Here is a 14,142-nt window from a genome sequence, read left to right as displayed (position 1 = left end):
TTTCACAATCCCAGTATATCGATACTAAGTATAAAAATTAAAGATTGATGCTATTTCCTGAAAATGAAAGCCAACGATTAGAAGTACTTCACCAATATCAAATTTTAGATACACCTCCAGAAGTAGTTTTTGATGGACTAGCTCAATTAGCTGCTAACTTTTGTGAAACACCAATTGCTTTAATTACTCTAGTGGATGCAGAACGCGAGTGGTTCAAATCAAAAATTGGAGTTACAACATCACAAGTACCGCGAAACATTTCCTTTGGAAGTTATACTATCTGCGAAAATCAGATATTAATTATTCCCGATACATTGGAGGATGAACGATTTGCTACAAATCCCTTAGTCGCATCAAATAATGGTTTTCGCTTTTATGCAGGAGTTCCTCTAATTACCTCTGATGGCTTTGCATTAGGCACGCTTTGTGTACTTGATTTTGTTGTCCGAAATTTGAACAATAAGGAGCAAATTACTTTACACAATTTGGCTCAACAAATAATTATCCATTTAGATTTACATCGGTCAAAAATCATGGATGATAGCCAAACAAGTTTTAATCTACTTTTCTCAAAAAATCCTAATTCCATGTGGGTATTTGACGAACATAGTCTCAGATTTTTAGATGTCAATGAGGCTGCTATTGTCCACTATGGCTATTCGCGAGAAGAGTTTTTACAAATGCGAATCACAGATATTAGCCCTCCAGAAGATGTGCCTATTGTGCTGGAATATTTAGCTGAAAAACCTATGTTAAATTTTTGTGGACAATGGCAACATCGTCGCAAAAATGGACAGATGCTTGATGTGGAAATTGTTTCACATAAAATAGACTATGCTAATCATCAAGCTCAATTAGTTAATATCAAAGATATTAGCGAACACAAACGAATAGAAAAAAATCTTCAAGATAGTGAAGCTAGATTTCAAGCAATTTCTGAAGCTATTCCTGTTCCCTTAATTATTTCCCGCGTGTCTGACGGATTAATTTTGTATGCTAATGCAGAGTTAATTAAAACATTTCAATTTTCTCAAACGAATTTAATTAATCAAAAATATTTATTAGATTTATACCATGATTTAGAAGATTTAACAGCACTTTTACAAGCTTTAAATCAATATGGTTCTATTCGCAATTATGAACTTCAATTAAAAAGAGCAGATGGTAGTTATTTTTGGGCGATCGCTTCACTACAATATGTCAATTTCAATAATGAAGCAGCAATTTTAACAGTATTTAATGATATCAATGACCGCAAAAATATCGAAACTAAACTACAGGAAAAAAATGAATTTTTGCGGTTAATTTTTGAAAATATGCCCTTGATGATTGCACTGATTAATCCTAATGGCGAACTCCAGTGGGTGAATCAAGAATGGGAAAGTGTTTTAGGTTGGAAATTGCAAGATTTTCAAAATTCTGATGTTCTAGAAGTTTTATATCCTAATCCTGAATATCGTCAGTATGTTGTTAATTTTATTCAATCTGCCCGACGCAAGTGGGGTGACTTTAGAATTCAAATGCGGGACGGTAATTTACTAGATACATCTTGGACTAATGTTAACCTGCCAAATGGTCAAATTATTGGTATTGGACAAGACATCACAGAACGTAAGCGAAGTGAACTGGCGATTATTGCTCAAGCGGAACGGGAGCAATTGATGAGGACTGTTGCTCAAAGAATTCGTCAATCTTTGAATCTGCAAGATATTCTCAATGCAACAGTTGAAGAAGTGCGAGATTTGCTCAAGGTTGAACGAGTGGTAGTTTATCAGTTCGATCGAGAAATGATCGGCACAATTATGGCAGAATCTGTAGAGCCTGGATGGACGGTTTCTTTAGGCGTAGAAATTCATGATACTTGTTTTCAACAAGGTGCAGGAATAGAGTATTACCAAGGACGCAAACGAGCCAACGCTAATATTTACAATGCTGGACTAAGTGAGTGTCATATTCAACTATTAGAACGCTTTGATGTCAAAGCAAATTTAGTTGTGCCTATTTTACTAGAAGTAAACTCTCAAAACCCCGGTTCTCACCTTTGGGGTTTACTCATCGCTCATCAATGTTCTCGATTTCGAGAGTGGGAAGAAAATCAATTAGATTTGCTAGATGGAGTGACAGTACAGTTGGCGATCGCCATTCAACAATCTAGCATCTATGAGCAAGCTCAAACAGAACTTATTCAAAGACAAAAAATTGAAGTCAAGCTCAGAAGTGCCTTGGCTGAAAAAGAAGTTCTCTTAAAAGAAGTACATCATCGAGTTAAAAACAATTTACAGATTGTCTCTAGCCTATTGCAACTCCAGTCTCACACCATTAAAGATCCAGAAGTTATTAAAGTTCTCAGAGAAAGCCAAAACCGCATTGAGTCAATCTCTCTCATTCACAAAAATTTATATACTTCCACTAACATTGGAAAAATTGATATTGGTGAATATATCAATAATTTAGCAACTAGCCTGTTAATATCCTATCAGATAGTTCCCAGTAGAATTACTTTAGAAACTGATATAGATTCAGTTTGTTTGAATATCGACCAAGCCATTGCCTGTGGACTAGTAATTAACGAATTAATCTCCAATGCCCTCAAGCACGCTTTTCCTAACCAACAAGCAGGCAGAATTCAGATTACTTTACGAAATCTTAATAATATTATCGAGATGACTATCCAAGACAATGGTATTGGTTTACCAGATAATTTAGATTGGAGAAATACTGGTTCTTTGGGTCTCTCTTTAGTTTACGACTTAGTTACAGAACAACTCGAAGGTGAGATTACTTTAGAACGCGATGGTGGAACAGTATTTAAAATCCAATTCACACAGTTAACTTTGGATTAGTAAATATAAAATGCCTCAAGCTAGGATTTTAGTCGTTGAAGATGAAGTGATTGTGGCTAGAACTATTGCCAGCCAACTTACCCAACTAGGATATACCGTCACAGGTACAGCTTCCTCCGGAAAAGTTGCCATTGCTAAGGCCTGGGAAACTCAACCGGAATTAGTACTAATGGATATTATCCTCAAAGGAGAAATGGACGGTATTACTACTGCTGCTCATATTCGCCAACAGCTAGATGTTCCCGTGATTTTTCTCACTGCCTATGGCGATGAAAATACTCTAGAAAGAGCAAAAGTTACTCAACCTTTCGGATATATTGTTAAACCATTTACAACAAAAGATTTAAGAATAGCTATTGAAATCGGTTTATTAAAACACCAGTTAGAACGCGAACTACGGGAGAATCGAGACCAGTTAGCAACTGTTTTAAACTCCATGAGTGATGCTGTAATTGCCACCAACGAGCAAGGAATGGTGACATTCATGAATCCGGCGGCTGAAACACTAACTGGATGGCAGCAAGAAGATGCTTTAGGCCATGATGCCTCAAATATTTTTCATATTGTCGATGAAGTTACAGAAGCTAGTTTAGAAAATCCAGTTACAAGAGTACTGCGAGAACAACAGGTTGTTTATTTGGGAGAATTTACATCGCTAATTACTAGGAACGGAAAAAGAGTTCCCATTGGGGATAGTGCTTCACCACTGAGGCGGCGTCCCGACCAGATAAATGGCGTAGTAATTGTTTTTTGGGATCTTAGCGAACGCCGTCAAGCACAATTGCTAGAACAAGCATTACAAAAAGAACAAGAACTCAACCGTCTAAAATCTTTATTTATCTCCACTGTATCTCATGAATTCCGTAATCCCCTAACAGTTATTCAAACAGCAGTAGAACTTATAGAACTCCAAGGTTCGCATTTGACAGATGTTAAAAGGCGCACCTATTTAAAACGCATTCAAGGTGCTGTGCAATCCATGAACCAACTCATGGAAGAAGTACTATTTATGGGTCATGCGGAGGCAGGAAGACTGGTATGTAATCCTGCTCCCATTAACTTAGAACAATTATGTAGAGAACTAATTGAAGATTTTTCTACTGTTATCAATAGTACTAGTCAAATTATTTTTACTTGTCATAGTGAGAATACGAACGCTGTGATGGATGAGCGACTCTTACATTACATGTTCGGAAATCTACTGTCAAACGCAGTCAAATATTCTCCCAGAGGAGGTAATATTCAATTCGATTTAATATGCGATCCTACGGATAAAGTCGCAATTTTTTATATTCAAGATCAAGGCATTGGTATTCCGCAAGCAGACCAAGCCCGACTTTTTGAATCATTCTACCGAGCCTCGAATGTCCAATCAATTCAAGGCACAGGGTTGGGGTTAGTGATTGTTAAAAGATGCGTTGATGCTCACGGAGGTCAAATCAGCTTTACAAGTGAAGTAAATGTCGGTACTACATTTACAGTTATTTTGCCTTTAACCCCGGAATTGTAGGAATGGGGGAATGGGAGGTGGGGAGATGGGGAGATGGGGAGATGGGGAGATAGGGGAAAAGGTTAAAGGGAAAAGGAATAAATTTAATCTTTCCCCTTTCCCCTTTCCCCTTTCCCCTTCCCTATGCCCCATGCCCAATTTGATTAATAATTCTGTTGGACTCCACCGACTACCGGCTTAATTTCCGAAAATGGATCGGTGCCACCATTCCAGTTAAAATCACTAATTCGGAAGTTAATAGCACCTAGTTCCAGTACCGGGTTGTAACGCAAGGTAATGCCATAGGTGCGGCGGCTATATTCCACAATGTAGTCGGTGCTAGATTCTTTACCTGTATCTAAGTTAATTGATGTTTGAAAACCTAAGCGTAGAGGCCCATAAATTTGTTGGGTAATGCCAGCAGTCAATATTTTATTATCAACGGAGCGATCGAATAAAAAAGGCGATAATCCGTTATTTAAACCTTGAGAATAACTAATATTAAAGGCAGTATAGTCGAAAAAGGGTCGAGAAAAATTACCAATTTGCCCTAGTAAGCCAATTCTACCAGTTAGGGTGCTTTGGTTATCTCCATTGCTGTAATAACTGGTGGTGCCCGTGACGCCAGCGATCGCTTGCAAGTAAGGAACTACGGGGGTAGCTGTGTATCGTAATCCTTCACTGGATGTCGGTGGTAATGGTTTTCCCCGCCACAGTAGAAACCCAGTACTGAGGTCAGCACTGGCTTGTAGGCGGCCTAGTGAAATGCGATTGTTTTCTCGCACTGGCTCTAGTAAATCTAGGCGATCGGTATTGGCATCGATATATTGGGCACTTGCTTGATAGCTGAGGTTGATGCCACTTTTCCCTAAAGGAATTACAGGAGAGCTAATTAAACCACCAAAACTACTTTGAACGTCTTGAAAACCAAGGGTGCCATTGTAGAGACGATCGCGGTAATTATATTGCACATTCAATAGATGAGGAAGGCGATCGCCCACTATTTGGCGCAATCCCAAATTTGCCCGGAAACTGTTTTCTATATTGTCAAAATCAAAACTAGTTAATTCTCCAGTACCTTGAATTACTGTTCGCGGACTCAAAACAGAATTTATCCTGGTTCTGACACCAAATATTGCGCTTAAGTTCTCGTTTCCTTCTATAGCCCTTTGTAAAAATAACTGAGGCGTAATTGTCCAGCGTGTCTGGTCTGTATCAATGACTCGAAAGCCACGCTCAATATAGAAACCACCCCGGTCTTCTTTATCGTAGCCAGGAGAGACTATAAAGGGTGTAACATCCCGCTCTCGACGGTCAATTGTCCGCTCATTTACGGGAATTGGTAAAGAAATTGTTTGATCTAATACTAAACGCTGTCCCTGCGTGCGGATGCGGTCTACCAAGGGTGATTCCCGCGTCGAAGTGACTTTATCTGCACGCAACTCTAGTTCTGGGGGAGAAAAAGGGTCGTTGGTGATCCGAACATCGCTTGCTTGCCAGCCTTGGGGATAGAAGTCAATTTGTTGAGCTTCAAATCTCAGCCGTTTAACTGCACCCCCAGCTTTTGGAGGAGGGAGATTGCTAGCTTCTGTCTGACCAGCACCAACTGTGATATCGATTCCTCCAGGGCTGCTGACACCTGAAAGCGGCTGATTGGCTATTATGCGATCGCTCGGCGGACGTTGTGGTACTCCACCTGCGGTGATGTCTGTGGATGAGAAAACAAAGTCTGTATTGGCTGAGGGTATGTAAATTTCCCCCCTGCCATTGAGCATTTCCCCGCTATCTTGAACAAAATTATAGGTAAAACGTTGTCCCCGCAGTACTTGATCGCCCCGTGTGAGAGTTACATTACCTTCCCCCGCAGCAATTAAGTTATCCAAATTGACTTGCAGGCGATCGGCATCTACCACCGCTCCATCAAATCGCACAACCACATTACCAACAGCCGTAATAATCCGCCGTTGTTCGTCATACTCCTGCCGATCTGAAGTTACTTCTACAATTCTCGGTGCGGCAGTTGGTACGGTAGTAGCTGGCGTTTGTGGCGTAGGTGTTGGTGTTTGGGTTTGAGAATAAAATTCTACAGTGAAGGGGGCAGAAAGTTTATTTGTTGGGTTGCGAGACTTAAACTGTATTAAATTTTGTACTGATTGAGAATTTGATGGAGAAACAGGAGGAGGAGACGCTAGGACGCGGGGAGTGGGAGACGCGGGGAGTGAGAGAGCCTCAGACGCAAAAACAGGGGGGGGAGAATCTAATGAGGTTTGTTTTTCTTGATTACTCAAGTCGGGATTTGGCGATCGCTCTTGGAGTTCTTCAGATCCTTCAAGCTTTTTTTCTCCTTGTCCCCCCGTCTCCCCTTCCCCACGTCTCTCTACCTTTTTTTCACCAACATCAAAAATTGAAACTGGCTGCGTGGGATAACCAACTTCTAAAGATTGCCCCAGAAGTGCCGCACTTTGGGAAGCGTTACCAGAAGAAAATTCTGGAGGGAAAGTTTCTGGTGGATTGGGTGGAGATGGAGTTTCGGCAAATAGCTGTTCATCAGCAGTTGAATCAAGGGGAGTTGGCGATCGCTGATAACTTTTGGTGTCATCGGCGATCGGCAACTGAGCCAAATCGTTGTCATGCTTGGATTTATCTGTATTTAAGTGTGTTCGAGTCTTGAGACCTGAAGCAGACTTAGTATCATTAGCAGATAAGACAGGATCGGCAATTTGTAAAGGTTCAATAATAGGAGGCGGATCGGGCGGCAGAACAGGATGAAGCATATTTGAGCAAAACCGAGCTAACAAACAGCCAAATGGCGAACAAAAGCATGAATATACATTTTGCCTTTCGACTGTCGCCTTCTGCTACTTGGAGCAGGAAACTTACTAACTTTAACCTAGTAAGTTTCCCTGGCGTTGAGTATTTTCCGCCTTCCAAAGTTGTGGATAATTTATCGCTCTTTTACTCCAAGTCCCGACGGCCGGGGTTACGAGCTGGGTCGTTCGACAAAAATCCGAAGACGAAAATACCTATAAAGAAGGCAACAACAATATAAACAACGATTTTTAAAGTCACCATACAAACATCTCCAACGGGTATGACAAAGAGAGCTTTTCTTTCGGTATCTGCCATGCAGAAAAAGTAGCTACTTTATATTACCCACATCTCGTCCCTTTTTGAGACGAGATTCTGGGGATTGGTTATTGGGACTGGGACTGGAGACTAGAGACTGGGAAGACGAGGGACAGAGACCATAATATTAACTCCTAATTCCTCACTCAACACTCCCAATGTCCAAGTTTATTGAAAATGGTGCGTGTCTGACTTGCTAGTTGTCTCTAAAAAATAACTCAGAGATTGGCTATTTTCAAGACGTTGACTAACAATATAAGTTTCCCAAAAAAGTAGAGTTGATATCAGTCATCACTCAACAGTCAACACTCATCACTCAACACCCTGACTTATCCTGAACTATTGCCAGTTCCTTACCAATTCGATTTTTAATTACTCGTGCAGGTATACCTACAGCAACGGAGAAAGGAGGAATATCTTTATTTACCACTGCTCCTGCACCAATTACACTGCCTTGACCGATGGTAACGCCATCTAATACTGTAACTTTATGCCCTAACCAACAGTCATCCTCAATCACAATTCCTTTGCGAGTTACACCTTGGGATTTTATTGGTCGCATTGGATCGGCAAAGTTATGATTATTAGCATATATTCCTGAGTGGGCAGCAATCATACAGTGTTTGCCAATTTTAATGTCTCCTGGCCCTTCAATACAGACGTTGGGGCCAATAAACGTATCTTCATCAATATGTATATACGTATTTTCTAAACACCCAATATCAACGTAACGTTCAATGGCCACTCTGTTTGCTAGATAAATTCTATTGTTTTTGTGTCCGCTGGCGTCCAAGCGCACGCCTTTGAAAATATATACTCCATTACCAATTTCAATACAATAAGCGCTGTTCAATTCAACACCATTTTGAATATAAACTGGGCTGCCTATTTTGGCGAAAATACTACGATACACTAAATTTCGCAACTTTGACCCGAAAAGGAGTGTCGGCAAATCTCCGAAGATTGTAGTTACTAATAGTTCTTGGGCGCGCTGAAGTTTGGAAAAATACTGGTCTTTGTACATGGTTACATATCTCTTCAATCAATGGTTGTTGAGGTTTTCAAGCTTTTTTGGGCTGTATCCTAATCTCGTACCAATATCATTGATACTGGTATGTCTGAATACCTGATTTAAATTAATGGTATTACTATATTCCCCAGCATTTTTAGATGATTTTCCATTTGGGAATCACCAAAGTCTGGCTTTAACTATGCAAGCAATTTTTTAATTTTAATGCGGTATGATTGCCCAACTGATATACACCATCGCTTTTGTCCCTTGAGGCTTTTGCAGCAGTCAACTGATGCAAAAGTTGTGCTGATTTTTCAAGAGACTAATATTCACAAAACAACTCAAAGCATTGCAGAGTCAAAGCTCAGACTATATAAATTGTCTGATGGGAATATTTATTAATTGAGATGAGAATACTTGTTTAGTTCTTGGGCAAAAAATTTTCAAAGCTTGTTACACAATTACACATCGAGTTGTTTACCTGGAAGTTATTTATTCTCAGGCTGTTTTAGTGTCTTCAAACAACTCAGTTCTACAAGCTATTTGGCAACAAAAATACATTTGACAATTTTTGTCTAGCAGAATATGTAATTAATGTTGGATTTTGATGGGTTATTCTGCCCAAATTCAAGCCAACTTAAGGTGGATTGTCTCCCACATCAGCCATCACATTGAAGTTAACCATCGGTGCAAACAAGTAAGCGCTTCCCCGACTGCTATGACGGCTTTCTTGCAACGTATTTCTAGAGTATGCTGCTCCAATCATGTTGCACACGGATGATTTACAGACTAACCAATTTATCTTCATCAATTAATTCTAATCAATTAGATAAATGGCTTTTAATTACAATTGTTTTTAACGATAACACATTTTATTTTTAGTGGAGCAATCTTTCTGAAATAAGTTGATTTTCAGGCGTTTTACTGATAAAAATTATCAAAATCAGCTAAGTTTTTTACGAACTAATTCAGCAGTGGTGATGCGGGGCACGTAGAGTCAGGACAAAAGACAAATGCCTAATGACTAATGACAAATGCCCAATGACTAATGACTAATAATATTTATACCGTTACTCAACTATAAAAAAATTTTTAGTTTTCGTTAAGTTGAAAATGATATCTACTATACTAAATTACACTCTCTTTTTGGAAAAGACAAAAAGCCAAAAATTAGCTTCTTCCCTGTTACTTAGATCTCAAAATTTGTAAATCACCCAAGTGGGTGAGCCTAGTGGGTGATGCGTGCTTGGGTTTGGTTGTTATAAATTTTATGGAAAGCTAAAAAACATCCCATTTTCAGGGAAAAGCTGACAAGGCAAGATGCATTTGCAGAAATTGAGGTATCGCTTTTAACTCACACACTTGGTCTAAATTATGGCTTTAATTAAACAAATTGTAGAAGAAGCTCTAGCTACTGGTCATCTGAGTATTGTAGCTGAAGATGAAATCCGATCGCTAATTCAAAGTGATTATGATTCCGAAGATCTCGATGCTTGGATCTTACTCCAGCGATCTGTTGTTGCAGGTGATGTCAAGCAAGAATCACGACGCAAAAAAGCTTCTCCTGTTCCCAAAACCAAGGACGCTTCATCGAGTATTAAACATGCTTATCAAGTTGCAGCCGAGATTGCTTATGCAGCAGCTATAGCTCTTACCTTGTCAAAAAATACTAAAGATCAACCTTCACTAGGTGCATAAGATAACATTGATTAAATTGTTTTCCTATTGTAGTATCAAAGCTTGATACTAAGTGGCTGCCCGTCATTTTTTCTGCTTGACTCCTTGCTAGAGTTCTTCTTAGCAACAACTTGCAACGCAATCAAATAATTTCATGCGATCGCATAATTTATAGATATAGATTAACCTCACCAATACATTTATATCTGGAAAATTTTATTAAAAAATAATTAATTTTTTCTGATGATTGAAATCAAGATGATAATATTTCCATCTTTATTAAGGCATCAATAATTGATCCCCAAAACGAATACTAAAATAAATATAAATAATTTCTGGAAAACCAAACTATATTAAACGATACATGCCAGTAAATGGTTAAATTTTGATATGCCAAGTATATGGCTAAAAGTAAGGCATAGAATAAAAAATACCTTGGTGCAAACTCTAGCAACCAGGTTAAGAAAATTTCTCAATGCTTAACAAAGTCATGGTTTTTTCACAAACTAGGCTATAGAGAATTGGCAACATTGGTAAAGAAAGTAAACAATAACCATAGCTAAACTTGGAGTCTTGCCAACCTATGCAGCCAATTCGCACATTCAATGTTTCCCCCTCACTACCGCCGCGACTCGAACCGCTGCGGCGGCTGGCATATAACTTGCACTGGGATTGGAACGTTGAGACTAAAGATTTATTTCGCCGCTTAGATCCTGACTTGTGGGAGTCTAGCCGTCATAACCCGGTATTGATGCTGGGTACTATTTCCCAGGCGCGACTTTTGGAAGTTGTGGAAGATGAAGGCTTCCTCGCCCAAATGGACAGAGCTAACCGCCAGTTAGAAGATTATTTGCAAGAGCGCACCTGGTACCAGAAACAACGAGAAAATAAACCTAAAGAATGCTACGCCTATTTTTCGGCGGAATTTGGACTTGTTGATTGTTTGCCCGTCTATTCTGGAGGTTTGGGGGTTCTGGCCGGGGATCACCTGAAATCTGCCAGTGACTTGGGGCTACCCCTTGTAGGTGTAGGTTTACTTTACCAGCAAGGCTACTTTGCCCAGTACCTCAATGCTGATGGTTGGCAGCAAGAACGCTACCCCATCAACGATTTCTACAATATGCCGCTGCACCTAGAGCGCAATCCAGATGGTTCAGAACTACGAATTGCAGTAGACTATCCAGGGCGCAAGGTGTACGCCAGAGTTTGGCGCGTACAGGTGGGAGCAGTGCCTTTATATCTGCTAGACACCAACATTGAACCCAACAACCCCTACGACCACGACATCACAGACCAACTCTATGGTGGCGACATCGACATGCGTATCCACCAGGAAATCATGTTGGGTATCGGTGGCGTGCAAATGCTCAAAGCCTTGGGGTTGAAGGTAACAGCCTACCACATGAACGAAGGTCACGCTGCCTTCTCTGCCCTAGAACGCATCCGGCTGCTGATTCAGGAAGCAGGATTGGATTATGCCGAAGCTAAACAAGTAGTGGCTTCCAGCAACATCTTTACCACTCACACGCCAGTACCAGCAGGTATTGACTTGTTTGCTCCCGATAAAGTTTTGTACTATCTGGGGTACTATGCAGAAATCTTTGACTTGCCCAAAGAACAATTTTTAGGACTGGGACGCGAAAATACAGGTGATTTATCCGCGCCTTTCAGTATGGCAGTGTTGGCGTTGAAAATGGCAACATTCTCCAACGGCGTAGCACAACTGCACGGCGTGGTATCGCGGCAAATGTTCCAAGGCTTGTGGAAAAAAGTGCCAGTGGAAGAAGTGCCCATCGCCGCCATTACCAACGGGGTTCATGCTCGGAGTTGTGTTGCCAAATCAACTCAAGAGTTATACGATCGCTACCTGGGGCCAAATTGGTCATCAGCACCAGTAGACAGTCCATTGTGGGAGAGGATGGACGCCATACCTGATGAAGAATTATGGCGGAATCACGAACGCTGCCGCTTAGACATGATATTGTACGTGCGGGAACATTTGGTCAAGCATTTACGCGATCGCGGCGCTTCACCCTCGGAAATTGTCCAAGCCCAAGAAGTTTTAGATCCCTACGCTCTCACCATTGGCTTTGCTCGTCGCTTTGCCACCTATAAACGTGCTACCCTGTGGATGCGCGATATAGAACGCATCAAGCGGATTTTGTTAGCCAACAAAGATCGAAAAGTGCAATTTGTGATTGCAGGTAAAGCCCATCCAAAAGATATTCCGGGAAAAGAACTCATCCGCGACATCAATCACTTTATCCGCGAACAGCATTTAGAAAAGCAGATAGTGTTTGTTCCCAACTACGACATTCACATTTCCCGGTTGATGGTAGCCGGTTGTGATATCTGGTTAAACACACCGCGTCGTCCGCGGGAAGCTTCTGGTACCAGTGGGATGAAAGCCTCAATGAATGGCTTGCCGAATTTAAGCGTACTGGACGGTTGGTGGGATGAAGCTGATTACGTCCGCACCGGTTGGGCAATTGGACATGGAGAAAATTACGACGATCCCACCTATCAGGATGAAGTAGAAGCCAACGCCCTCTACGATTTATTAGAGAAGGAAGTTGTACCCTTATTTTACGAGCATCGGGATAGTGATGGTTTACCGCGGCCGTGGGTTGCCAAAATGAAAGATGCAATTCGCTTGAATTGTCCATTCTTTAACACAGCGCGAATGGTGGGAGAATATGCACAAAGAGCTTATTTTCCAGCTAGCGATCGCTATCATATCCTCACCGCTGATAACTATGCCCCAGCCCAAGAACTAGCCGCCTGGAAAGCACAATTAAGCGAACATTGGTTCAACATCAAAATCAAAGATATTGATGTATCCACACCCGCAGATATTGAAGTTAACCAAACTGTGGCTGTGAAAGCTAAAGTTGACTTGGCAACTTTGAACAATGATGATGTACAGGTAGAGTTATATCAAGGTGCCATCGATGCCAATGGTGATATTGTCAACGCTATACCAGTGGTGATGGATTACCAAGGAGAAGATTCCCAAGGATTGAGTACTTACACCGCTAACATTACCTATACAAACTCTGGTTTACAAGGTTTGTCTTTGCGGGTATTACCAAAACATCAACATCTTTCTAGTCCTTATGAGCCAAGATTGATTGCTTGGGCAGAATAATACTACCAAATAGTTTTTGAATACTAAATAATAGGCGTTGCTAAAAATCAGCAACGCCTATTATTCTATATAATTTCAGATTTTAAGATAAAATTCTTTGAGGAATCACAATGTAGCCAGTGGTGCGATCGCCAAGTACTAAATTACGTTGTTCTCCCCAATACCACCAGTATGCACCAACATAAGCGCAAACTAGCCCATCTAGTTGATCTTCAGTTGCTTTCAAGGCTGCACCTGTGGTAGGAATTTCCTTCACAAATGAATCGCACACACGCAGAGGAGGAGAAAGGGAAGGGAGGATATGAAGAAGATAATTTTGCAGTTTAATTAATTCTAAGCGCCGTTCGCTAAGGCGTCCTTTTTTGTATTTAAGAATGCGTTCTAAGTTGAACAGATGAACAATTGCTGGGTGAGGAAAGACTTCTATTTGATATCTGCCAAGTTTTTGTGGTTCGATGGTGGGTGCATGTAGATAACCACGAGATTCTAACTCTAAACCAAAGTTGATGGTGCGATGGGCAAAGGGTAAATTTTTGTTAGCTGGATAGCATCCAGCGTGATATTTACCAAAATACTTGTGAGTGAGTTTATCAGGAAGGCGACTTCCAGTGTCGTTGGGTATCAAGGTAGGTGCATCTACAGCAATGATGGCTGGTTCCTTTGGTTGTACGCTGTCATCAATCCATGCCAGGATATCTGCAATGGCTTCTTTGCGGTCTAAATCTAGCAGTTGCAATTGTCCATCTATCCATCCTAAACAGCATAGTCCGCTTGGTTGAGATTTCCAGCCTAAATCAATGCCAATAAATTTCATGGTGATTACACGCATTTTCATTATTTTCGCATT

At 40.7% G+C, this 14,142-nt stretch carries 9 protein-coding genes; 4 read left to right on the top strand and 5 right to left on the bottom strand.

The window, feature by feature from the left end:
• Positions 1-47: 47 nt before the first annotated feature.
• Both VF06_RS00220 and VF06_RS00215 read left to right on the top strand, forming a co-directional pair.
• Positions 48-2,843, top strand: a complete 2,796-nt coding sequence (locus tag VF06_RS00220; RefSeq protein WP_099071426.1) for a PAS domain S-box protein — start codon at positions 48-50, stop codon at positions 2,841-2,843.
• A 10-nt stretch (positions 2,844-2,853) separates the two neighbouring features.
• Positions 2,854-4,353 (top strand): hybrid sensor histidine kinase/response regulator, encoded by a 1,500-nt coding sequence (locus tag VF06_RS00215; protein ID WP_099071425.1) that lies wholly within the window; start codon positions 2,854-2,856, stop codon positions 4,351-4,353.
• 143 nt (positions 4,354-4,496) lie between these two features.
• Here the strand turns inward: VF06_RS00215 and VF06_RS00210 are convergent, their stop codons facing one another.
• The 4 genes from VF06_RS00210 to VF06_RS41915 form a co-directional block, all read right to left on the bottom strand.
• Entirely contained in the window at positions 4,497-7,106 is a 2,610-nt protein-coding gene (locus VF06_RS00210; RefSeq protein WP_099071424.1) for a DUF3769 domain-containing protein, read from the bottom strand.
• Positions 7,107-7,287: 181 nt separating this feature from the next.
• The gene (locus VF06_RS00205; RefSeq protein ID WP_099071431.1) at positions 7,288-7,404 is read right to left on the bottom strand and encodes a photosystem II reaction center protein I; all 117 of its coding nucleotides are present in this window, start codon (positions 7,402-7,404) and stop codon (positions 7,288-7,290) included.
• Positions 7,405-7,774: 370 nt separating this feature from the next.
• Positions 7,775-8,482 carry an acyltransferase gene (locus tag VF06_RS43325; RefSeq protein ID WP_099071423.1) on the bottom strand — a complete coding sequence of 236 codons (708 nt, stop codon included), beginning with the start codon at positions 8,480-8,482 and terminating at the stop codon, positions 7,775-7,777.
• A gap of 625 nt (positions 8,483-9,107) precedes the next feature.
• Positions 9,108-9,278 carry a hypothetical protein gene (locus VF06_RS41915; RefSeq protein WP_180267411.1) on the bottom strand — a complete coding sequence of 57 codons (171 nt, stop codon included), beginning with the start codon at positions 9,276-9,278 and terminating at the stop codon, positions 9,108-9,110.
• Positions 9,279-9,844: 566 nt separating this feature from the next.
• Between VF06_RS41915 and VF06_RS00195 the strand changes: the two genes are divergently transcribed.
• A complete protein-coding gene (locus VF06_RS00195) occupies positions 9,845-10,168 on the top strand; it encodes a hypothetical protein (RefSeq protein ID WP_099071422.1) in 324 nt (107 codons plus the stop codon).
• Between the two features lie 562 nt (positions 10,169-10,730).
• Positions 10,731-13,295: an alpha-glucan family phosphorylase gene (gene glgP / locus VF06_RS00190; protein WP_099071421.1), complete on the top strand. Its 2,565-nt coding sequence runs from the start codon at positions 10,731-10,733 to the stop codon at positions 13,293-13,295.
• Between the two features lie 82 nt (positions 13,296-13,377).
• On the opposite strand, the gene VF06_RS00185 is transcribed toward glgP, so the two are convergent.
• A complete protein-coding gene (locus tag VF06_RS00185) occupies positions 13,378-14,109 on the bottom strand; it encodes a DUF429 domain-containing protein (RefSeq protein WP_099071430.1) in 732 nt (243 codons plus the stop codon).
• Positions 14,110-14,142 lie beyond the last annotated feature (33 nt).

It is taken from the genome of Nostoc linckia z4, assembly GCF_002608075.1.
Lineage (GTDB): Bacteria > Cyanobacteriota > Cyanobacteriia > Cyanobacteriales > Nostocaceae > Nostoc > Nostoc linckia.
Note: the sequence above shows the minus strand (reverse complement) of the source record. Positions and strands in the feature narration are given on the sequence as shown.

What these genes read in the sequence shown, in the direction of transcription:
- VF06_RS00220 (WP_099071426.1), top strand. Translation starts at nt 48, where the DNA reads ATGCTATTTCCTGAAAATGAAAGCCAACGATTAGAAGTACTTCACCAA.
- VF06_RS00215 (WP_099071425.1), top strand. Translation starts at nt 2,854, where the DNA reads ATGCCTCAAGCTAGGATTTTAGTCGTTGAAGATGAAGTGATTGTGGCT.
- VF06_RS00210 (WP_099071424.1), bottom strand. Translation starts at nt 7,106, where the DNA reads ATGCTTCATCCTGTTCTGCCGCCCGATCCGCCTCCTATTATTGAACCT.
- VF06_RS00205 (WP_099071431.1), bottom strand. Translation starts at nt 7,404, where the DNA reads ATGGTGACTTTAAAAATCGTTGTTTATATTGTTGTTGCCTTCTTTATA.
- VF06_RS43325 (WP_099071423.1), bottom strand. Translation starts at nt 8,482, where the DNA reads ATGTACAAAGACCAGTATTTTTCCAAACTTCAGCGCGCCCAAGAACTA.
- VF06_RS41915 (WP_180267411.1), bottom strand. Translation starts at nt 9,278, where the DNA reads ATGAAGATAAATTGGTTAGTCTGTAAATCATCCGTGTGCAACATGATT.
- VF06_RS00195 (WP_099071422.1), top strand. Translation starts at nt 9,845, where the DNA reads ATGGCTTTAATTAAACAAATTGTAGAAGAAGCTCTAGCTACTGGTCAT.
- glgP (WP_099071421.1), top strand. Translation starts at nt 10,731, where the DNA reads ATGCAGCCAATTCGCACATTCAATGTTTCCCCCTCACTACCGCCGCGA.
- VF06_RS00185 (WP_099071430.1), bottom strand. Translation starts at nt 14,109, where the DNA reads ATGAAATTTATTGGCATTGATTTAGGCTGGAAATCTCAACCAAGCGGA.